This window comes from Corynebacterium sp. MSK004, assembly GCF_030232515.1.
GTDB classification, from domain to species: Bacteria; Actinomycetota; Actinomycetes; order Mycobacteriales; family Mycobacteriaceae; genus Corynebacterium; species Corynebacterium hesseae.
The window spans coordinates 98,086-118,464 of sequence record NZ_JASPKB010000001.1 but is presented as its reverse complement, the minus strand read 5'-3'; the positions used below and the strand labels follow the sequence as shown (position 1 = coordinate 118,464).

At 59.5% G+C, this 20,379-nt stretch carries 18 protein-coding genes; 4 read left to right on the top strand and 14 right to left on the bottom strand.

The genetic code is table 11. From position 1 onward, the window contains the following. Window positions 1-3 precede the first annotated feature (3 nt). The 5 genes from QP999_RS00530 to QP999_RS00510 all read right to left on the bottom strand — a co-directional run bounded on the left by QP999_RS00530 (window position 4) and on the right by QP999_RS00510 (window position 6,470). Window positions 4-1,158, bottom strand: a complete 1,155-nt coding sequence (locus QP999_RS00530) for an alpha/beta hydrolase (protein WP_284847352.1) — start codon at window positions 1,156-1,158, stop codon at window positions 4-6. Window positions 1,159-1,375: 217 nt separating this feature from the next. Next, on the bottom strand, window positions 1,376-2,758 hold the full coding sequence (locus QP999_RS00525) for a hypothetical protein (protein WP_284847351.1): 1,383 nt from the start codon (window positions 2,756-2,758) through the stop codon (window positions 1,376-1,378). A 407-nt stretch (window positions 2,759-3,165) separates the two neighbouring features. Next, the gene (locus QP999_RS00520; RefSeq protein ID WP_070597224.1) at window positions 3,166-3,774 is read right to left on the bottom strand and encodes a cation efflux transmembrane domain-containing protein; all 609 of its coding nucleotides are present in this window, start codon (window positions 3,772-3,774) and stop codon (window positions 3,166-3,168) included. 65 nt (window positions 3,775-3,839) lie between these two features. Beyond that, the gene (locus tag QP999_RS00515) at window positions 3,840-5,192 is read right to left on the bottom strand and encodes an MFS transporter (RefSeq protein ID WP_284847350.1); all 1,353 of its coding nucleotides are present in this window, start codon (window positions 5,190-5,192) and stop codon (window positions 3,840-3,842) included. A gap of 138 nt (window positions 5,193-5,330) precedes the next feature. Beyond that, entirely contained in the window at window positions 5,331-6,470 is a 1,140-nt protein-coding gene (locus tag QP999_RS00510; RefSeq protein ID WP_284847349.1) for a helix-turn-helix domain-containing protein, read from the bottom strand. Between the two features lie 141 nt (window positions 6,471-6,611). On the opposite strand from QP999_RS00510, the gene QP999_RS00505 reads away from it, so the two are divergent. Both QP999_RS00505 and QP999_RS00500 read left to right on the top strand, forming a co-directional pair. Then, window positions 6,612-8,204, top strand: a complete 1,593-nt coding sequence (locus QP999_RS00505; RefSeq protein ID WP_284847348.1) for an amidohydrolase — start codon at window positions 6,612-6,614, stop codon at window positions 8,202-8,204. 9 nt (window positions 8,205-8,213) lie between these two features. Beyond that, window positions 8,214-9,449: a M20 family metallo-hydrolase gene (locus QP999_RS00500; RefSeq protein ID WP_284847347.1), complete on the top strand. Its 1,236-nt coding sequence runs from the start codon at window positions 8,214-8,216 to the stop codon at window positions 9,447-9,449. Window positions 9,450-9,470: 21 nt separating this feature from the next. Here the strand turns inward: QP999_RS00500 and QP999_RS00495 are convergent, their stop codons facing one another. From QP999_RS00495 to QP999_RS00475, 5 genes are all read right to left on the bottom strand, one after another. Further along, window positions 9,471-9,917: a MarR family winged helix-turn-helix transcriptional regulator gene (locus QP999_RS00495; protein ID WP_070523402.1), complete on the bottom strand. Its 447-nt coding sequence runs from the start codon at window positions 9,915-9,917 to the stop codon at window positions 9,471-9,473. A gap of 55 nt (window positions 9,918-9,972) precedes the next feature. Beyond that, window positions 9,973-10,353 carry an MmcQ/YjbR family DNA-binding protein gene (locus QP999_RS00490; RefSeq protein ID WP_209167619.1) on the bottom strand — a complete coding sequence of 127 codons (381 nt, stop codon included), beginning with the start codon at window positions 10,351-10,353 and terminating at the stop codon, window positions 9,973-9,975. A gap of 234 nt (window positions 10,354-10,587) precedes the next feature. Then, a complete protein-coding gene (locus tag QP999_RS00485; RefSeq protein WP_070523396.1) occupies window positions 10,588-11,388 on the bottom strand; it encodes an enoyl-CoA hydratase-related protein in 801 nt (266 codons plus the stop codon). Window positions 11,389-11,390: 2 nt separating this feature from the next. Then, a complete protein-coding gene (locus tag QP999_RS00480; RefSeq protein WP_070523392.1) occupies window positions 11,391-12,362 on the bottom strand; it encodes an NAD(P)H-dependent flavin oxidoreductase in 972 nt (323 codons plus the stop codon). Window positions 12,363-12,439: 77 nt separating this feature from the next. Continuing rightward, entirely contained in the window at window positions 12,440-12,850 is a 411-nt protein-coding gene (locus QP999_RS00475) for an acyl-CoA thioesterase (protein ID WP_070597241.1), read from the bottom strand. An 87-nt stretch (window positions 12,851-12,937) separates the two neighbouring features. On the opposite strand from QP999_RS00475, the gene QP999_RS00470 reads away from it, so the two are divergent. Then, window positions 12,938-14,119, top strand: coding sequence for an acyl-CoA dehydrogenase family protein (locus QP999_RS00470; RefSeq protein ID WP_284847346.1), 1,182 nt, complete (start codon window positions 12,938-12,940; stop codon window positions 14,117-14,119). 47 nt (window positions 14,120-14,166) lie between these two features. Here the strand turns inward: QP999_RS00470 and QP999_RS00465 are convergent, their stop codons facing one another. From QP999_RS00465 to QP999_RS00450, 4 genes are read right to left on the bottom strand one after another with little or no spacing between them, the layout of a single operon-like run. Then, entirely contained in the window at window positions 14,167-15,540 is a 1,374-nt protein-coding gene (locus QP999_RS00465) for an NAD-dependent succinate-semialdehyde dehydrogenase (RefSeq protein WP_070523382.1), read from the bottom strand. A gap of 8 nt (window positions 15,541-15,548) precedes the next feature. After that, on the bottom strand, window positions 15,549-17,072 hold the full coding sequence (locus QP999_RS00460; RefSeq protein WP_070523379.1) for an APC family permease: 1,524 nt from the start codon (window positions 17,070-17,072) through the stop codon (window positions 15,549-15,551). Further along, window positions 17,069-17,959: a universal stress protein gene (locus tag QP999_RS00455; RefSeq protein ID WP_083299233.1), complete on the bottom strand. Its 891-nt coding sequence runs from the start codon at window positions 17,957-17,959 to the stop codon at window positions 17,069-17,071. Before QP999_RS00455 ends, QP999_RS00460 begins: the two co-directional genes overlap by 4 nt. Window positions 17,960-17,972: 13 nt before the next feature. Further along, the gene (locus QP999_RS00450; RefSeq protein WP_070523376.1) at window positions 17,973-19,481 is read right to left on the bottom strand and encodes a flavin monoamine oxidase family protein; all 1,509 of its coding nucleotides are present in this window, start codon (window positions 19,479-19,481) and stop codon (window positions 17,973-17,975) included. A gap of 144 nt (window positions 19,482-19,625) precedes the next feature. Here QP999_RS00450 and QP999_RS00445 point away from each other — a divergent pair, with 144 nt between their 5' ends. After that, window positions 19,626-20,315 carry a TetR/AcrR family transcriptional regulator gene (locus tag QP999_RS00445; protein ID WP_284847345.1) on the top strand — a complete coding sequence of 230 codons (690 nt, stop codon included), beginning with the start codon at window positions 19,626-19,628 and terminating at the stop codon, window positions 20,313-20,315. Window positions 20,316-20,379 lie beyond the last annotated feature (64 nt).

Genomic DNA, 20,379 nt, shown 5'->3' with positions numbered 1-20,379 from the left:
GGGTTACACCCCGAGCGCTGGGCCCACCGTGGCCCAGCTGATGGCCAGCTCGCGCCGGAACAGCCCCCATGTGTGGCGCCCCGCGGGAAGCTCGTAATAGTCAAGGTCTACGCCAGCTGCGGTGGCCTGCTTGGCGTAATAAGAGCTGCACCAATAATCCAAACGCTCGTTGAGGCCCAGCGCGGGAAGTGGTGAGTCCTCGATGTCGACGTCAAAATCGGCCGGGCCGCCGCGGGAGACGATGACGAAGGTTTTACGCCCGCGTTGCTGATCGAGGTTGAGAACCGGCGAATGCTGCGCCCACGCCGGATCCCACGGCGCGCCGAAGGAGCGAGCCGGGTCAGTGCCGTAGAACGCAGCACTTGCCCACGCAAAGGACTGCGCGAGAACACCTGTGGTCGAGGGACAACCGGAGAAGGAACCAGACACCTTGAAGCGCGGATCGAACGTAGCCAGCTCCAATGCGGGGCCACCGGAGTTGCTTAGACCCGCGATTCCGTCGCGGCCGTTGCCGTGGAACTCGGCGTCGATAAGCTGCGGGAGTTCCTTGGTCAGATAGGTGGCCCACTTGTATTTTCCGTGGGTGTCATGAGGCTGCGCCCAGTCGGACATCATCGATCCATATGCGCCACGCGGGGAAATGACATTGACATGCTTGTCACGGAAGAACTCGGAGGCCCCGCCGCCGTCCCACCACAGTGCGTCCTCGCCACCGCCGGCACCACCCAGTAGGTAATAGCTCGGGCGGGGCTGCGTGTTCTCCAATCCTCCTGGAGGAAGAATGATGTCGTTGGTGATGACACGGTCCATGGCCGGTGAATAGGCCTTGAGCTCCCACACGTTGTCCTGGACGTGACGCAGTCCGCGCAGTTGTGCCGGGGCTGCTGTCACCGGTGGGCGCGTAGCGTCCGGTGCCAACACCGGGACTTTCAATTGTTGAAGCACCTGTGACCAGGCGGCGAAAATGTTGTCGGCGAAGAGTAGAGGTGCCAGCGGTCCCAGAGCGATGGGATCGAGGGCGCTGGAGTGCTGATCGATGTTGGCGGCATCGCTGCTCATCGTATCCAGTGCTTGTGTGTGTGCCGGCTGCGCGAGGTCGGGGGAGATGATCAACCCCGCCGAGAGAATGCCCGCTAGTGCGGAGCGAAAGAATTTCATTAGTTCACAATAGCCAACTAACCCTGCAGCGCAGAACTTCCACGGCGTTAACGAAGGCGGGGCAGCGGGAGAGCTGCGGGACAGTTGGTGGAAGCGGATTAAGGGCATAAAGAAACCCCGACCGCTTTCACAGCGGTCGGGGTCCTCTCACTCTCTCACTGCCGGACTAAGCGCCGGCGGGCTGTGCACACTCTCTGCAGTGGGCGAGGGATGTTCCTTAGAACAGGCCCTCAGCCTTCTTGCCGGTGTCCTTCACGGTGATCTCGCGGGAGTCAACGTTCTGGTCGTTGTCGGTGGAGTTGTCGCCCTTCAGGCGGGAAATCTGGGTGACCTCGATGTAGTTCTTCAGGCGGCCTTCCTTGGTGTTGCCGTCGCCGAAGTCCAGGTTGGCAACACGAGCGGACTCGCCAGCGTTAATCGGGTTGGCCAGGGTGACCTCGAAGGAGCGGGTCGAGGACTTCTCGTCGAAGCCCAGGTCACGGATGTGAGCACCGTTGGAGGAACGCGGGGTGATGAGGCGGTCAACGCCCTTCGGGCCCTCAGCGGTCTTCACATCAACGCGGTACTGGACAGCCGGGAAGTCGCCGTAGTAGCGCTCGGAACCGACGTTCTCCAGGCGGAGAGCAACGGTGCCAGCGTAACCAGCGTGCTTAGCGCCGGAGGTGGTCAGAACCGGCTTCAGGTCCAGCTTCTGCTTAGCCTCGTCGGTCTTGCCGTTCTCGACGTCCTCCTGGACCTTCTTGTCGGCTTCCTCTTCCTTCTTGCCCTCGGACTCGGACACGGCCTTCTCCTCCGGAGCGACCTCGTTGTCCTTGATGACCTCAGCGTCAGCCTCCGGGGACTTCTCCTCCTCAACAACCTTCGGGTCGTTGACGTCGGTGGTGTTCTGAGCGTCCTTGTTCGGAGCGTAGGAATCAGCGATGTCGTCGTACAGCTTGACGCGAACCTCGTTCTTCATCGGCTGCATTGCAGACCAGAAGGTCGGGGTGGACCAGGTGCCGTTCGGCTTGCAGTACTGCTGGGTGCCGGTCATGTTCAGAACGCGGAAGCCGTAGGTGGCCTCACCGGTGTGGTTCGGCGGAACATCGTACGGTCCGATGGACTGGCCAGCCTCCCAGGACAGGGAGTAGGAAGCGGAAGCACCGAGCTTGGTGGCAATCTGGTGGGAGATGCCGAAGGAACCTTCAGCACCCTTGCCGGAGCCCTTGCCGCCCATGTTCATGGAGGTGGTCTCGGTGCGGTCACCGTTGACGGACAGGGTGATGGACTGGGACTTGGACAGGTTCTGCTGCAGCGGAATGTCCTTCTTGGTCTGGTTGGTGGTGGAGATGGTGCCAGCCGGCATGAAGTTGTCGGTCACCTTGTAGACCACGGTGCGGTGGTCCTCCCACGGGTTACATACCGGACGCGGGTTGAGGACGTTGGCCTTCATGTGGTCGGAACCGTGGGAAGTGTGAACGATGGGGAGCTTGGCGTTGACAGCCGGGGTCTCCGGGTAGGACTCGGTGTGGGTTGCTGCGGATGCAGCCGGTGCGATGAGGGCGGTGCCTGCAATCGCGAGGCCGGCGATGAAGCCGGCGGTACGACGACGCTGGGTCATTGTTGTTCTCCTGGATGAAAGTTTGGGGCAATGCGGTGACGCACTGTGGTGGCGCTGTGTTCGCGCTGTCATGCCCAGTGCGTGACGTGTTGCAACAATAAGGCGCTTTTCAGGATCACGCACCCCTTGAATTGTTTATATTTTTAAATGCAGAAATACATTTCGATCGGGTGGCCCCGGGTGAACAATTGACTAAGAAATTTGCGCCGACCTTGGTTTTGTCTAACTAGACCGTATTCTGGGAAAACGTCTCTTTGACCGTTCGTGCACAAACTAAAGAATGACCCCATTAGGGGGAGTGAAAGGGTGTTTGTGGGTTCGTGTCACGCGCAATTTCAGCCTCTGTGGTCTAAGGAGCAGACCCCAACCGACCACCGTTTGCTTAAGTAATTCTTAAAAACGGCGCGTTAGTCTTCTTCGATCTCTGGGTCTTCCGCGCGTGCCTGTTCGAAGACCTCAGCCGCCGCGCGCAGGTTGATGGTGCCGATGATGAGGCCGACCACGATGTCTGGCCAGGGGCTCGCCCACGCCAGCATCACAAGACCAGCGCCGAGGATAAGAATGTTGGCGGCGACGTCATTGCGTGCGGCCAACCACGCCCCACGCGTGAGCGCACCTCCGTGTCGCAATTGCACCAGCAGCACCGCGCAGAGCAAGTTGATGAGCATGGCGAAAATGGCCGTGCCGGAAAGTGTGAGTGGCTCAGGAACGGCGCCGCTGATGATCTTCCATATCGCCATGCCATAGGACGCCACCGCGGGGATCAGGATGAGCCCGGCTAGGCCATAGCTTGCTTTGCGACGCCCCTCCACCGACCAGCGCAGCGCTAAGAGCACGAGCGCGTTGATGAGAAAGTCCTCGAGGAAGTCGGCGGCGTCAGCGAAGAGTGAGGCTGAGCCGATGATGCAGGCGATGACGAATTCGACGAAGAAACCGGCGAGATTCAGCGCGGCCACCCAGGCGACAACCCGCCGGGCGCGTGCGTTCAGGGTGGAGGAGGAGAGATCGTGAGACACGGTACCTGAGCTTAATGGGCTTGAGTGCCGTGTCCCAACTTGTTTTTCTTATGAACTGTTTCGGGCTAGTCGACGATGGTGACGTCGTCTTCGCGGCGGTGCTTCTCGCCGGCGAAACCGCCGAAGGCTGTGATTAAGGCAGTGACAGCCAAGATGATGATTCCCGGTGTAGAACTGGGGGTCTCATTGGATGCGTTCAATGCAGTGGCGAGGAAAGGGAGCAGGCCCGATACTGCCGACGCGATGTTGGCGGAGATAGCCACGCCGGAATAGCGGACGTTCGCAGGGAAGACCTCCGAGAGGAGGACTCCAGATACGGAATAGGTGATCGTAACTAGCGACAGACCGAGACAGACAGCGAGCGTGAGGAGTACGGGGTTCCCAGTGTCGATCATTGCCCACAGCGGCCACGCCATGATGGCGGTGGCAAGCGCGCCATATCCGATAACGCGACCGGGTCCAATCTTTTCGCCGATGCGGCCGAAGATGATGTTGATGAAGATCTGGCACACGGCGCCGAGGAGGGTGGCATTAACGACAGTTTGCCGCGGGAAGTCCAGCGTGGTCGTAGCGTAGGAGAGGACATAGGTGCTCATGACGAAGAAGCCACCAATGCCGAGGAAGGCCGCCGCGGAAGCAAGGCACAGTTGCGAGAAATGCTCAGTGAAGAGCTCTTTCAGTGAGCCCTGGTGGGCTGCCTCATCTGCTTCTGCCTCCTCTTCAAGGGCCTTGTAAACAGGAGATTCTTCAGCCTTCGTGCGAATCCACAGTGCTACCGCTAGGAAAGGAAAGGCGATGAGGAAAGGCACACGCCAACCCCAGGAACTCACTGTGGCATCGTCCAGCATGAGTACAAGCGCAAAGGCTCCGGAAGAAAGCAGTGTGCCGGCGGGGGAACCGATCTGCACGAAAGCGGCATAGCGACCGCGCTTCTCTGCTGGGGCGTGCTCGATGGCCATGGTTGTAGCGCCGCCCCATTCGCCGCCGACGGCAATGCCCTGAAGCAGGCGCAGGATGACCAACGTGATGGGCGCCCAGATGCCAATGCTGTCAAAAATGGGAAGCAAGCCGATGACGCCGGTGGCCACGCCGATGACGACGATGGAGATGATGAGGGCCGGTCGGCGGCCCATCCTGTCGCCGATTTGACCGAAAATGACCGCGCCGAGTGGGCGTGCCAGGAAGCCCACTCCGAAGGTGGCGAAGGATGCCAGGGTTGCTCCGGTGCCTGACATCCCCGAGAAGAAGAGATCGTTGAAGACGAGCGCGGCTGCGGTGCCGAAGAGGAAGAAGTCGTACCACTCGAGGGCTGTGCCGACGAACGCGGAACTGGCGATGCGGAAGACGTCCTTTGACTCGACTTGGATTTCCTCGCTGCCGGATTGGGCCGGGTTGGAAGGAGGTGCGTGGGTAGTCATATCGAAGTGCTCCTTATGTGAAACGCATTACCTTTCTGGGAAACATTAGGCGCGCATCACCTCCCGGTGAATGCTCGGAGGCATTTTCTATGCATCGACCCATCAATTGAGAGTGGATCTTGTTCCTCTGCACAAGAGCTATCGCTCGGTCCGGTGTAACGCCAGCAATGCTCGCGCGGCGTCTTTCGGCCGCGTGATGTCGAGTCCCGTGAGTTCCGTGACCTGCCGCAGGCGGTTGAGCACCGTGTTGCGGTGGCAGTGCAGCGCCTCGGCGGAGTCCTTGATGGAGCCGCAATCCAGGTAGGTGGTGATGGTTTGGTAGAGCGGCGCGTTGGCAAGGCGTAGCTCGGTGATGGCTTGCGTGAGCTCCGTGATGCCGCTGGCTGGGAAGTCTGCAATGGCATCGCCGGCGACGGCCCAGAGGGCGTCGGGCGCTTCGGTTAAGTTGTCCAGCGGGCCGGTGGCATCGAAGATGCGCGGCGCTTGCTGCGCCGCCGCGCGAACTCCAGCTAAGCCGATGACGTCGCGGAAAAGTATGCCCGAGATCTCCGTGAGCTCTGCGCCGGTGTCCAGTGTGGGATGCTCGCTGTTCCTTTGGTCTCTAGGCCAGAAGGCAACGAACATCCCACGCGCGCCATGGCCGAAGGCTTCGCCGGAGGAGATGGGTTCGTCGAGAAACGCGCGCATCTCCACCGCAGCGGTGGGGTGGGCCACCGCGACGTCGAAGTGGCAATCTGCATCCAGGTTGAGCGCGCGGGTGATTTCCGCGATGCCGAGCGCACCCAGGGATTCGGTGGCGAAGAGCCTCTCCAAGTGTCGGGCGTGGGCGCGGTGTACGTCGTGCTGACCGCGAGCCTCCTCCAAGCGGTAGGCATCGCGCACCACCAGGTTGTACATCGTCACAACGGAGTGCACCTGCGCCACGTGGTCGATGAGTGCCTCCTGATCCGCGCCGGCGGCCCGGCGCAGGTGTTCCCAGAGGACGGTGAAGTCGAGCTGGATGGCGTCGATCAGCGTGGCTAGCTCCACCCCCTGGTGCGCGCGCCGCCGGCCCAAACTCTGGGCGTGGGTGCGCAGTTCCTCCTCATCCATCGCCCCAACCAGCACGTCCGTGATGCGCGCGAAAACCTCGAAGGCGGTCAGGCGCAGCTCGTCCTCGCTCACCAAGGAATCGCCGTAGCGCCCCGAGCGGGAAAAGGCGGCGAGGAAATCCTCAACCAAGCGGGGGATGGTGCCATGGACCTTCGCGACGATATCGTGCCAGCGCTTCTCGTGCATGTGCACAACGCTACACGTTGGGCGCTGGTGAATTGCCCTCTATGTCGAGAGGTGTATCACTGCAGCGCTTAGCATGTGGGGACTAGCACAGCACGCGCCGCGTGCAGTTTGTCGGAGAAACAGGAGAACTCAGGAGGACGCATGATCACACGCATCGACAACGCCCACATCCTGACTCAGGATCCGGCGCGGCCGGTGGCGGACTCGGTGGCTTTTGCCAACGGGCGCATCCTTGCGGTGGGGGAGGCCGCCCGCGCCCTGCCCGCCGACGAGACGTGGGATGCCGGCGGGCGCACGCTCACCCCTGGCTTTAACGATGTGCATTCCCACACCGTGTGGTTCGGCCAGACGCTGCTCGAGGTGGATCTTTCCGAGGTCACAACTCCTGATGAGGTCTACGCCGCCGTGCGAGCCGCCGACCCGAACCCCGACGGTTGGGTGGTGGCCTCCGGATTCCGTCCCTCCGGGCTGGATGCCCCGGTGGAGATAGAGCAGCTCGACCACGCTACTGGTGGCGCTCCGCTGTTGATCAAGCACAACTCCGGCCACGCCTACACGGTCAACACCGCGGCCCTGCGCGCGGCGGGCGTCGATCCCACCAACCCACCGAAGGTGGAAGGCGGCGAGTTCGTCCGCGATGCCGATGGGCACTGCACGGGGCTGCTCGATGAAAACGCCATGCGCGCCATCCAGAACGTGACCCTGCCGGAATCCGGGGAGGAAATCGGCCGCGCATTAGAACTGGCCACGCGCCGCTACCTGGAGCGCGGTCTGACCTCCGTCACGGATGCCGGGGTGGCCGGCGGCTGGATCGGGCACAGTCCGCGTGAGATCGCCGCCTACCAAAACGCCACCCTGCACACACGCATGCAGGTGATGGTGACCATGGACGTGCTCCACGAGATTCCCGGCCACGCCTCCGACGGTCCCGGCTGGGGCCTGGATGGCGGCCTGCGCACAGGCTTCGGTGACGAGTGGTTACAGGTTGGCCCTGTCAAGATCTTCAGCGATGGCTCCCTGCTGGGGACCACCGCCGCGCTGACCGAGAATTACGCCTGCTGCTCCCACCACGGCTACTTCCAGGGCGATCCTGAGCAGATGCGAACACGTGCGCTGCAGGCGGCGAATTCCGGCTGGTCCTTGGCCATTCACGCCATCGGCGATGCGGCAGTGGATTTTGCGATAGAGACGCTGGAGGAGGCCGTCGACAAGCATGGCGCGCCTGCGATGCCGCACCGCATCGAGCACGGCGGCGTGGTGCGCCCCGACCAGATCGAGCGCCTGCGCGGCCAGCCCATCGTGGTGGTGCCGCAGCCGCTGTTCATCCCGGCTTTCGGTGATGCGATGGCGGAGTCCCTCGGCCCGGAGCGCACCGCGTGGAGCTACCCGGGCAAGCGGCTTCTCGACGCCTCCCTCATCCTCCCCGGCAGCTCCGATCAACCCGTGGCGCCCGGTGTGCCGCTGGAGGTCATGCAGGCCTTCGTGGAGCGGCGCACCGCCTCGGGCCGGGACTATGGGCCTAAGGATCGTCTGACCCCCGCCGAGGCTCTCTACGCCTATACCGCCGGCTCGGCCGCGGCGACGGGGTGGGCCGGGCGCAAGGGGCAGGTGGTGCCGGGGCAGCTGGCGGATTTCGTGCTGCTTTCCCAGGACCCTCTGAACACTGATGACCTTTCCACCATCGACGTGGCCGCCACCATCGTGGGCGGCGAGCTGCGCTACGGAAGCTTTTAAGGAGTAGACATGCGAGCAACCACTAACGAACAATTCCTGGCCGATTTCCAGGCCATGTCCGCCAACGGCGCCACTGCGGGCGGCGGCGTGGAGCGCCAGGCTGCCAGTGCCGGCGATAACCTCAACCGCGCCTGGTTCCATGAGGTCCTGGAATCCCTCGGGGCGCGCGTTATCTACGACGAGATTGGGAACCAGTACGGACTCTTCGAGATCGCCCCCGGCGCCGAGTACGTGGGCCTAGGCTCGCACCTGGATTCGCAGCCCTTGGCCGGCCGTTTCGACGGTGCCTATGGCGTGCTGGCCGCAGCCCACGCGGCCGGGCGCGTGGCGCAATCGGGAGCCACGGCGCGCTATAACCTGGCGATCATCAACTGGTTCAACGAGGAGGGCTCACGCTTTGCACCCTCCATGATGGGCAGCTCCGTGTTTGTGGGAACGCTGGCGCTTGAGCGCGCCCACTGCGCCACCGACCTTGCCGGCGTCACCGTCGCGCAAGCCCAGGAGGAAGCGGGCTGGTCCCCACGCGGTGAAGCCCCGAAGCTCGCGGCCTATGCGGAGATTCACGTCGAGCAAGGTAAGGAACTTGAGGCCGCCGGCAACACGATTGGTCTGGTCACCGCCACGTGGGGCGCGAAGAAATTCCAGGCGGTGGTCTCCGGTGAGCAGGGCCATACCGGTTCCACTCTCATGGCCGATAGGAAGGATGCGCTCTTCGGTGCCTCCCTCATCATTGCTTCGGTGGAGCGCCTGACCCACGAGTTCGATGAAGGCCAGCTGCAGGCCTCGGTTTCGCAGTTAACACTGGAGCCGAATTCGCCGGTAACCATCGCCCGGGAGGTGCGCTTCAACGTGGATGTGCGCTCGCCCTCCACGGAGGTACTGGACAAGGCCCAAGCGCGCCTGCAGGAGATCATTTCTGCGGCGGAAGAGGAATCACGCACTTCGGTTGAGCTGACCCCGACGCACGAGTGGGCGCTTAACCCTTACCCGGCCGCCGGCGTGGAATTAGCCCGTGAGGTCGTGCAGGAGCTCGGGTATCCGCACCAAGAGATTTACACGGTGGCCGGGCATGACTCGACCAACCTGAAAGAGGTGGTGCCGACGGTCATGCTCTTCATCCCGTCCGTCGACGGCATCTCACACAACGAAAAGGAGTTCACCACGGAAGAGGACTGCGTGGCCGGCGTGGACGTGTTGACGCACGTGGCTCAGCGCCTCGTGGAATCCGGGTGCGGCGAGCGCTAGGTTGCTAGCGCGGACGACGCGCTAGTCCTCATCGCTCCACGGTTCATACCCGAAGGCCTTCATCGCGATTTCGAATCCGCGCTTCATTGCTTTTAGTTCTTCCTCGCTGTGCTCGTAGGTGCGCAGGCGCACCGGGCCGGTGAGGGGGACGTGGAGCAAGAAGTGCTGGCCTTCCTCGGTGATGCTGCACAGGCGGCGGCGAAGATCTTCCGGATCATCATCGATGGAGATAAGCTCATCGCGCACCAAGCGCTTGACCGCCTGCCCGATGGTGGCGGGCTGCCATCCCAACTCCTTGCGCAGCTGCAGGATGGGGATGGGGCTCTTCTTATCGATGAGCCGGAGAAGCGAAAGATGGGAGCCGGTGATCCCGTATTCGCGGCGCGCTTCCGTATCGAACCGCGCGCGGGCGCGCTCGAAGCGGCGATATTCCGCAATGGTCTCATCGATTAGCTCATTTTTGCTCACGCGATCCAGCGTAAGAGTTGAGGACTCGCGTCCGCAAATGTTTACGTTGACAACCCTAACCAAAGGTGGAGGGATCGATGGGCCGTTGCGAGCGAGGGAGTTTCTCCACCACGAGGCGGTACGAGTCCGTCACGAGTTCGGCCAGCAGCTGCGGGGTGAGCTTGGCGTCGGGATACACGGAAACCCAATGGCGCTTATTCATGTGGTAGCCAGGTGCGATGAAGGAATACTCTCTGCGCAGCGCTTCGCCATCGAGGGGCTCGACCTTGAGGATGGCTTGCTGGGAACCAGTCACGGCGGTGAGAAGTAGGAAGACCTTGCCGCGTACCTTAAAGACGTCCCAGTCCGGCCCGAAGGGGTGTGTCAGCGTGGCGCCGGGAAGCTCCGCAGCGCGTGCGGTGGCGCAGGCATGGAGGTCTAGGGCAGCGGTGCTCATGAGGTCCACACTAGGTGAAAACACCGTTGGGCCCCTTTTTCGATTTCTCGAAGAAAGGGGCCCAACGGCGTCTCTATCAAGTCCCTCCGTGTATCGGCCACTGGCCGCCCTCTGGAGGGTGAGGGGTTCTCTCTCTCGCATGCGCTCTCTCAAACGCACAAGAATGAGTATGGCGGGCGACGCTGGATTCACCATGTGGTCTCCCTGGCAGTTTTCTACTAGTCAAAACCGCCGCTAATCAAAGCGCGCGGGCCGCTTCTCCAGGAAAGCCATGACGCCTTCCTTGTGGCCTGCCGAATCCATCTGTGCGTACTGCGTGGGCTCCTCCCAGGCGAGCTGCTCATCGAGCTGTCCAAGCGCAGTGCGGTTGATGGCTTCCTTGGCCTTGGCCAGGGCGTCACGTGGCGCGATATGCAGGCGTTGGACTAGCTGCAGCGCGGCCTCGAGGGTTTGGCCCTGGGGCGCGCGCTTGGCGACGATCCCAGCCGCCTCCGCTTCGGCGACGCCGAGCTTGTCCTGCAGCAGTGCCAAGGCAAGAGCGCGGTGGCGCCCCACGGAGGCGAGCGCGGTGAGGCTGACACCGCCGTCGGGGATGAGACCAATTTTGCCGAAGGGCAGCGTGAAGTAAGATTGCTCGCCGGCCACGATGAGATCGCAGGCGAAGGCCAGCGATGCCCCAGCGCCGGCGGCTGCGCCTTCGACCGCAGCGATGACGGGAATCTCGGCGGCCTGGATTTCGGTGACGAGCGCGTTGAGCTGCGGCAGCATCGTCGACTCAGCCGGGTTGGGGGTCTCGCCTGACTGCTGCGCTGCAGCCGCAGCCTGTGCCGCCGCCACGATGTCCGCGCCCGCGCAGAAGGCGGTCTCATCACCAGTGATGATGAGGGCGCGGATGGAGGGGTCTTGGGAGGCGTCGGCAAGCGCGGCCGAAAGTGCTTCGCAGTGTTCCTTGGCAATGGCGTTGCGCCGCGCGGAGTTGTTGATTTGGGCGATAAGGGCGGAGCCTTCGCGGCGGGTGAGGATGGCGTCGGTCATGGTTAGTCCTTAACGAGTTCGGTGAGGGAGGAAATGATGCGCTGGGCATCGGCGGAAATGCGGGAGACGATCTCGGAGCACGGGGCGACGTCGTGGATAAGCCCCTGCGAGGTACCACAGGTCCACACGCCCGCATCCAAGTCACCGGTCTCGTAGACCGCGCGGCCGCGCTTGCCGGCAACGAGGTGGCGGATATCGCCGAACTCCGCGCCTTGAGCGAGGCGCTCGGCTACCTCATCGCTCACGGCATTCTTGGCCACGCGGGTGGAATTGCGCAGCTCCCGGAGGATGAGCTGGGTATCCAGCTCGGAGCGCTCCACGATGGCCTGCTTGACGTTCTCGTGCACCGGCGCCTCTGCGGAGGCTACGAAGCGGGTGCCCATGTTGATGCCCTCGGCGCCCAAAGCGAGCGCGGCGGCCAGGCCGCGGCCATCCGCGAAACCGCCCGAGGCGATGATGGGGATATCGAGTTGATCCGCGGCGGCGGGGATGAGGACTAGGCCCGGGATGTCATCCTCGCCAGGGTGGCCAGCGCATTCGAAGCCATCGATGCTGACGATGTCCACGCCCACCTTTTGCGCACTGAGCGCGTGGCGCACGGAGGTGCACTTGTGGATGACGGTGATACCCGCGTCCTTGAAAGCCGGCATGTGCTCCTTGGGATTATTGCCGGCGGTTTCGGCGATCTTTACGCCTTCCTCAATGATGACGTCGCGGTACTCCGCATAGGGCGGCGGGGTAATCGCCGGCAGCATGGTGAGGTTGACGCCGAAGGGCTTGTCGGTGAGCTCGCGGGTGCGGCGAATCTCGTGGCGCAGGTCCTCCGGGGTGGGCTGGGTTAACGCGGTGACGACGCCGAGGCCGCCGGCATTAGATACGGCAGCGGCAAGCTCAGCGCGGCCGACCCACTGCATGCCGCCTTGGATGATGGGGTGAGTGATGCCGAGCATCTCGGTAACGCGGGTGGAAATCATGAGGGTGGTGCTCCTTTGTGGGTGACTAGCAATTGGGGAGAAGTGGATGGAAGTTCTGGGCTAAAGGTGGTGAATGGCTATTCGGAGAAATGAGCGCGCAGGCGCTCGGTGAGGTCCTCGGGCAGGGGGATGGGGCGGCGCGCGGAGACGTCGATAAGCACCAGCGTCGCCGTGGCGAACACGCACGAGGTGCCGTCCTGGATGAGTTCGTGGGCGACCTGGTAGGAGGTGGTTCCGATGCGGGAAATCCACACCCGCGCCTCGATGGAATCGGTGTAGGTGAGCTCGGCCTCGTACTGCACTTCGAGGGATCGCACCACGTGAGCGTAGGTATCGGTGGCGACGGGGCCGGTCAGTGCGGCGGCTGCGCGGACGCGTGCCTCCTCGAGGAGGGTGACTATCGTGGCGTTGTTGACGTGGGCGTTCGCGTCCTGGTCGGACCACCGCAAAGCGAGGGGCACCGGGATGGCGTTGGCGGGCGCGCGCATTGTTCCTCCTTGGGGGAGCAGGTAGAGTGATGCGTATTACTATACATACGAATTGTGGTTCGTCACTCGAACCGTGAGGAGAATGCCATGACGGATCTGCTGGGAATCGATGCCCTCCTGAGCGAAAAAGAAAAAGCCACGCGTGACCGCGTGGCCGCACTGGTGGATGAGCACATCCGCCCGCACGTGGCGCAGTGGTACGAGGAAGCGGTGCTGCCGGACTCGATCTTCCCGGTGCTGGCGGAGGCTGGTCTGTTCGGGATGCACCTGGAAGGCTACGGCTGCGCCGGGCGCACTGCCGTGGAATACGGGTTGGTCATGCAGGAGCTAGAGGCCGGCGATTCGGGAATTCGCACGGTGGTCTCGGTGCAGGGATCGCTGGCGATGTCGGCCATTTATAAACACGGCTCGGAGGAACAGAAGAAGCAGTGGTTGCCTAAGATGGCCGCGGGTGACGTCATCGGTTGCTTCGGGCTAACGGAGCCGACCGCGGGCTCCGACCCGGCGGGCATGGCGACGGTGGCGCGCTACCGCTCAGGCGAGTGGGTTCTGGATGGCGCGAAGCGCTGGATTGGCCTGGCAAGCGTGGCCGGGGTGGCCATCATCTGGGCCAAGGTGTCCGAGGAGGATGCCTCCGCCGCCGGGGTGGAGGCGGGCGTGCGCGGGTTCATTGTGCCGACATCTACGCCGGGTTTTAGAGCTACCCCAATCACTCGCAAGCTGTCGATGCGCGCTTCCATCCAGTGCGATATTTCGCTGGATGGTGTGGCCGTGCCTGGCGACGCCCTGCTGCCCAAGCACCCTGGCCTCAAGGGGCCGTTCATGTGTCTTAATGAGGCGCGTTTCGGCATTAGCTTTGGCGCTTTGGGCGCTGCGCGCGATTCCTTGGAGGTGGCGCTGAAGTATGCCAAGGAGCGCAAGCAATTCGACCGCTCGTTGGCATCCTTCCAGCTCACGCAGCAAAAGCTGGTCGATATGGCGGTGGAGCTGAACAAGGGGCAGCTGTTGGCGCTCAACCTGGGCCGCGCCAAGGACGCGGGAACGTTGGAGCCTTATCAAATTTCGGTGGGCAAGCTGGCGAACTGCCGCACCGCCATCGAGATTTGCCGCCAAGCCCGCACCATCTTGGGCGGCAACGGCGTCACCGCGGACTACTCGCCGCTGCGGCACGCCGCCAACCTGGAATCGGTGCGCACCTACGAGGGCACCGATGAGATCCACACGCTGATTCTGGGGCGTGTGCTGACGGGGGAGCAGGCGTTTAGCTAAAAGTAGCCCGAAGTCCCTTGATGAAGAGGCTTCGGGCCTAGCTGTGTTTAGTTGGCGATGAAGTACATCTGTTTATTGATGAACTCCTCGATACCAAGTGAACCAAGCTCGCGACCGAAACCTGAACGCTTGACACCACCAAAGGGGAGTTCAGGACCTTCACCAGTTGGTGTATTGACGTTGCTCATGCCAGATTCGATGCGCTCAGCAATTGCTTGGGCTCGCTTGGAGTCTTGAGAGAACACTGCTGCGCCAAGGCCGAAGACATTGTCGTTAGCTATCTCGAGCGCTTCCTCATCAGTCTTAAACTTGTAGACCGTGGCGACCGGTCCAAAGAATTCCTCATAATAGGAATCGCTACCTCGAGGGATATCTGTGATTACTGCAGGGGAGATGTAGGCGCCCTCCTCTGAGAGTTCACCACCCGCCAGTAGCTGGCCTCCAGCAGAAACAGCGCGCTCGATCTGTTCTTTGAGGTTCTCTGCAGCGCTACGGGAAGATAGCGGGGCATACACAGTTTCCCCGGCAGTATCCGGTAGTCCTGGCTCCATTTGTTGCGCAAGATTAACTAGTTCTTGAACAAACTCGTCATAAATGTCTTCTGCGACAATAAGCCGCTTGTTTGAATTGCAGGCTTGGCCGGTGTTGTACATACGCGTACCCCAAGCGAGTTCGGCTGAAGCCTTAACATCATCCGTGTCGAGGATGACATATGGATCTGAACCTCCAAGCTCGAGTACAGCTTTCTTGAGGTGCTGGCCAGCCTGTGCACCAACGATAGCTCCGGCCCGCTCGGATCCGGTAAGAGAAACTCCTTGAACGCGGGGATCTGCGATCAAGGTAGAGATTTGCTCATGGGTAGCAAAAACATTGGTGTACACCCCTGCCGGAAGGCCGGCATCGAGAAAGATCTTTTCGATCGCCAGAGCAGAACGCGGGCAAATCTCCGCGTGTTTAAGGATGATGGTGTTTCCTGCGACAAGGTTGGGTCCTGCAAATCGCGCTACCTGGTAGTACGGGAAGTTCCACGGCATGATGCCGAGCAGAGGCCCGAATGGGCGGCGGCGAATGAATGCCTTACCGTCCGCCTCCGTAGGGATCTCTTGATCCGCGAGAAACTTCTCCGCGTTGTCCGCATAGTACTGGATGATGGCAGATGAGAACTCGGCTTCTTCAACGCCTTCCGGAAGTGGCTTCCCCATCTCTTCAGCAATGATGGCAGCGAGTTCTTCTTTGCGTTCTTCAAAGAGTGAAGCTGCCTTGGCCACAATTTCTGCTCGTTGTGAGACTGGAGTTCCAGACCATTCGGTGAAAGCTACGGAAGAAGCTTCGAGGATTGGCTCAATAGCAGCATCATCGAGAGCATCGAAAGTTTCAATGATCTTGTTGTTGACTGGATTCTGTACACGGTACTGAGACATTTTTCCTCCTAGGAAAAGTTTGGGGTTGTTGTATCTGAACTGGATTCACTACGGCTGATTACTGAGCCCGTGAAGAAATCTGGGTTGCGGAGTCGGGTAATGAACATGAGGATTAATCCGAGCACGAGGATGCTGGCGCCCAGGATGAAGACGATTCCGACCCCTCCAAGAGAAGAACCGGAACCAAAGCTCGGGTCCATGGAGTCATAAGCGGTGATGAAAAACATTAAGAGAAGGAAGCCACCGCCCAGCAACGGGCATAGAAACTTAAACAGGAAGTTCCTTACTGAAGTAAAGAGTTCTTTTCGGAAATACCACAGACAGGCAACTGCTGTGATGCCGTAATAGAAACAAATCATGAGACCAAGAGCAGCAATTGTGTCCCAAAGTGCATTCTCTGAGAGCACTCTTGTTATGGCATAAAAGGCTCCAGAAACGACGGTTGCGACAATCGTTGCGACGGTTGGAGTTTGGAATCGTGGGCTGATTCGAGCCAATTGTGGGGGAAGAGCTTTGTAATAGCTCATCGCCAGAATCGTGCGGGCGGGGCTAACCAGCGTGGATTGCAAGGATGCAAAAGAGCTAGCTAGAACCGAGATATAAATAAGGATGGCAAATGGGCCCATAACCGGGTAAGAAAGCACTGCAAAAATTGATTCCTGATTGTCTGGGTTACCGGCGCCTAGTCCGCTTTCGCCGATGCCCGCCCATGCCATAACGGCTACCGCTGTAAGTACATACAAAATGATCGTGATGACGATGACGACGGTAGCCGCCCGGCCAGGAGTTTTTTCTGGGTTTTTCGTTTCTTCATTCATAGTTAGGGTGACATCCCAGCCCCAGAACATGAAGATGGATAGGGAGATTCCGGCAGCAACCACCGAGAAGTCCTTGATTTCAAATGGGTTGAACCAGCTGAATTGGATGGGGGTGAAATCGAATCCATCTCCGTTGTAAGCCCTCCATAATGCTGCGACATCGAAGGAGACAATTGCGATGATTTGAATTGCAACGAGGATGTATTGCATCTTCTGCGTTGTGTCCATACCTCGATACGCGACCCAAGCTGCAGCAACTAAGAACACAAGTGTGGTTGGAATATTTACCCAGAGGTTGCGTGTGAGTTCAGCGAGCTCTGGTCTACCGGCAAGCTGTGCGATGAGCAGATAGAAGAAGTCAACGGCCACTGCGGCAAGGTTCGATAGGACCAATATCGTGGCGGCGATCAGACCCCAGCCACCCATCCAACCGACCCACGGGCCGAAGGCTTTGGTCGCCCATGTAAAAGTGGTTCCTGAATCAGGAGCACGGTTGTTGAGCTCGCGGTAAGCAAAGGCCACAAGCAGCATGGGGATAAACCCCAGAATGAGAACGGCTGGAACGAAGACGCCCACGGCCGAGATGGCAGGACCGATTCCCGAAGTGAGTGTGTAAGTTGGCGCCAAACAACTAATGCCAATGACGACAGCTCCGAGCAAACCGACTTTGCCGACTGCCAATCCTTTCTCTGAAACTGCTGGTTGTTCACTCATGAGGGAGCACCTCCTTTCAGCGACATGTAGCCCGAAGGGACAACAATGGTTGGAACTGGTAAGTGCTTGAGGATTCGATGAGCAGTTGTGCCAAGGAAGAGCCGACCATCGCCGGCAATACGCGCAGAACCAAGAACTGCCACTTCGCCCTCTTCCCAGCTAAGGTTTCGCAGCGCTGACTGGACACTTGATCCCGAAGTAGTGATGCGTGACGCTTGTCCCTTGGAAACCGCTCCTTCGATTGCCTCTGAGAGTGGGAGCTCAAATCCGTGCCCGGCATCTTCTCCGGAGATCTTCAAAGTAATGATGCGTAATGGAATCTCTCGGCGGTTTGCGCGGTCGAGTCCGATTGCCGCGACATCTGATCGTCCTCGGCGCGGGCCAACAAGGGCAGAAATGCTCGTTATCGGTCCTGGATATGAATAGCCTTGAGGAGCTAGCGCTACTGGTGTTTGTGCTGTGTATAGCAATGAACTTGGTACTGTACCGATGCGGAATCGGTTCAAAAGTCCGCCTGAGCGTGCTCCGACGACGATTAAATCGCACTCAAGTTTTTGCGCGGCATCATTCAAGGCAAGTGCGGGTTCTGTCCCCTCGACGACGTGCCATGTCGCAGAAATGTCAGCGGGAAGACTATTTAACGCACTGGCGAGACGCTGTTCGGTTTGTTCTCGCACAATCGCGTTGTAACCAGGATCTTGAGTCTGAACACCAAAACCTTGAGGACTAACAGGAGGAATAACCGAGACTATCTTCAGGTTGACCTGGCGCTCACGCGCGAGAGCAATTCCTAAATGGAGAGCATCATGACCGTCAGAGGTGTCGATGTATGCGACTAGCAGAGAGCCGTTAGCCCTGCGGCGCGGAAAATCTGTGGGTGGATTCATGAACAGTCACCGCTTATCCCTGCCCAAGAATCTGTTTCGCAACGGCTTCACCGATACGCACCGCGCCGTCGACGTGCTGGTAACCTGCACCAGCGATGTCAGAAGAGGAGTAATAGATAGGGCCGGTTGGTTTGTTCTGAAGATGGCCCCAACGCGATAGTCCACCCAAATCGTATGACGTTGCGTAGGCTCCGCGAGTCCATTCTTCGGCCGCCATATCGGAGAGGAAGAATGCGATTGGCTTCTTCACCTTGTCACCAAGGTAAATGGACATTGCATCGAGGATGCGCTCTTTGCGTTCTTCAGCGGGGAGAGCCCACATCTCTTCGGCGTAAACGTCGGAAACAAAGCCAACCAATGTGCCGAATGCGTCTTCTTTTCCTTCCTCACCGCCTGCGAAGTTTTTGCCGTAATTGGTGTTGTCATAGATTTCGGCAACGAGTCGATCGCCACCGAATGCAGTACCGGACAGTCCCTCTTCACGCCAGAAGGGAGTTTCATAGACTGCATGAACTTTGATGACGAGACCCATGGAAATGTGCTGATGGGCAACATGCTGTTCTCGCGGCAGGGGAGGCACGTAGGAAATGCGATTATAGAGGTTTGGCGGAACCGCAAGGATAGCGTTTTTAGCATGGACAACAGCGCGATCAGAATAGGCAGTTACGGTTCCCGGTCCACCATTGTTGTCCACACCATTGCGGACGTCCGCTTCAACATTGTTGGGGGCGTCTGCCGTAGAAGGATCTGGCGTAGCCCATTCGAGAGTGCGAACAGGTGAACTGAGAATGACGTCATCGCCGAGTTCCTCTGCCATCGTTATGGAAACTGACTGCATGCCGCCGGCAACTCGCTTATCAAGCAAGAAGTTTTCATCAACAAGGTTGTCGAAAGAACCAGCAGATGAAGCCATCAGAGCTGCTTGAAGTACGGAAAAGGTGCGGGAAGGCTTAGTAAGCATTCCAGAGGAAATGTAAAGCGAGATGTTGTCAATTGCCTCAGAATCGTCAGATAGGCTTTCTAACCAGTCACGGAAGGATTGGCTATCGAGTTCTTTGGCTCGTGGGTGCTCCCAAGGGGCGTTAGCGTCGACTTCCTCGGCCAGCTGATTGAGCTCAGCGATCAATCGATTCATCTCGGAGGCGGTTTCCTCTGACGTTGGGAAGGTATCTCCCTCAAATTCGTGGCGCGTGCCGTCTGGGGACACGTAGACTGATTTTCCTTCGCGGTACCGATCAAAAGTCTCGAGTCCGAGCTCTTGGACGAGTTCGGTGAGGCGCGTTTGATCGGGGGAAATCCACTGGCCGCCGATCTCAATGAAGTGTTCAGTACCTTGGTCGTCGAGTACCTTTCCGTTCCAGGTACGGCCGCCCACGCGATTGCGGGCTTCGAGAACACAGACTGATTTTCCTGCTTTCTTGAGAGTGCGGGCAGCCATTAGCCCTGAAGCACCGGCGCCGATGATTACAACATCGACTGTGCGCTCTTCGGCGTTGGGATTACCATTACGTTGCGTGACCATTGGAGCGTTTCTCCTTCGCGTGCAGTAGGTATGCGGTGAGTGAGACCTTCGTATGGACGATGGTGTTTCAACGTTAAATTAAAGGGTTTAATTTAACGTTGTGACTACAGTAACAAACGCGCGGCAAGAATTGTAGGGATCACAGTGGTAAGTGTTTCGCGCCCCAAAGGGCGGCCATTGAAAGCGCTGGTGAACCGGCAAAAAATAGCATCAGCCGCACTGCAAATTGTTGAGCGCAAGGGGCTTGAAGCCTTATCGATGTCAGCGGTAGCTAGGTCAATGAAGGTTAGTACGGCAGCGCTCTACAATCACATTTCCAACAAAGAAGAACTGCTGGCTCTGGTACAAGATGACATCATTGCAAAGGTCGATACTTCGTCGCTGAAGCACGCCCTTGCAGGGGAACTACCAGCAGCTGATGCGCTTCGGCAATGGGCATGGTCGTATCGGGATATTCTGGCTGATAATATTCCGCTGATTCGCGTAATTACTGAGCTTCCACTTTATGGTTCGCCCCAAACGATTTCGATGTACGAATTGCTCGTCCAAGTAATTGCACTCGCTGGAGTTCCCGAAGCGGAAGTTATTACGAGGCTTGTCGCAGTAGAGTCTTTTGTTTTTGGTTCTGCTTACGACGTTCATGCGCCTTTGAATATTTTTGAATCGCCTGGGCCTGGAGATAGTCCATTGAACAAGATGAATGACATCTACTTGGCTCAATTCCGAGAGCAGTCTTCGGAGGAGAGCGAACAATCTAAACTTCGTGCGGACAAGTCGTTTGAAACTGGTTTGGAAGCCCTGTTGGAACAGTTCCTATCATCAAATGAGGCTTAGATTTGTGACGTCTATTTAGAGAACACAGCCCCACGGATAAAACGGATTCCATCCAGCAGCTTCT

Coding starts and splice junctions, on each gene's coding strand:
- QP999_RS00530 (WP_284847352.1), bottom strand. CDS start 1,158: ATGAAATTCTTTCGCTCCGCACTAGCGGGCATTCTCTCGGCGGGGTTG.
- QP999_RS00525 (WP_284847351.1), bottom strand. CDS start 2,758: ATGACCCAGCGTCGTCGTACCGCCGGCTTCATCGCCGGCCTCGCGATT.
- QP999_RS00515 (WP_284847350.1), bottom strand. CDS start 5,192: ATGACTACCCACGCACCTCCTTCCAACCCGGCCCAATCCGGCAGCGAG.
- QP999_RS00510 (WP_284847349.1), bottom strand. CDS start 6,470: ATGCACGAGAAGCGCTGGCACGATATCGTCGCGAAGGTCCATGGCACC.
- QP999_RS00505 (WP_284847348.1), top strand. CDS start 6,612: ATGATCACACGCATCGACAACGCCCACATCCTGACTCAGGATCCGGCG.
- QP999_RS00500 (WP_284847347.1), top strand. CDS start 8,214: ATGCGAGCAACCACTAACGAACAATTCCTGGCCGATTTCCAGGCCATG.
- QP999_RS00490 (WP_209167619.1), bottom strand. CDS start 10,353: ATGAGCACCGCTGCCCTAGACCTCCATGCCTGCGCCACCGCACGCGCT.
- QP999_RS00485 (WP_070523396.1), bottom strand. CDS start 11,388: ATGACCGACGCCATCCTCACCCGCCGCGAAGGCTCCGCCCTTATCGCC.
- QP999_RS00480 (WP_070523392.1), bottom strand. CDS start 12,362: ATGATTTCCACCCGCGTTACCGAGATGCTCGGCATCACTCACCCCATC.
- QP999_RS00475 (WP_070597241.1), bottom strand. CDS start 12,850: ATGCGCGCGCCCGCCAACGCCATCCCGGTGCCCCTCGCTTTGCGGTGG.
- QP999_RS00470 (WP_284847346.1), top strand. CDS start 12,938: ATGACGGATCTGCTGGGAATCGATGCCCTCCTGAGCGAAAAAGAAAAA.
- QP999_RS00465 (WP_070523382.1), bottom strand. CDS start 15,540: ATGTCTCAGTACCGTGTACAGAATCCAGTCAACAACAAGATCATTGAA.
- QP999_RS00460 (WP_070523379.1), bottom strand. CDS start 17,072: ATGAGTGAACAACCAGCAGTTTCAGAGAAAGGATTGGCAGTCGGCAAA.
- QP999_RS00455 (WP_083299233.1), bottom strand. CDS start 17,959: ATGAATCCACCCACAGATTTTCCGCGCCGCAGGGCTAACGGCTCTCTG.
- QP999_RS00450 (WP_070523376.1), bottom strand. CDS start 19,481: ATGGTCACGCAACGTAATGGTAATCCCAACGCCGAAGAGCGCACAGTC.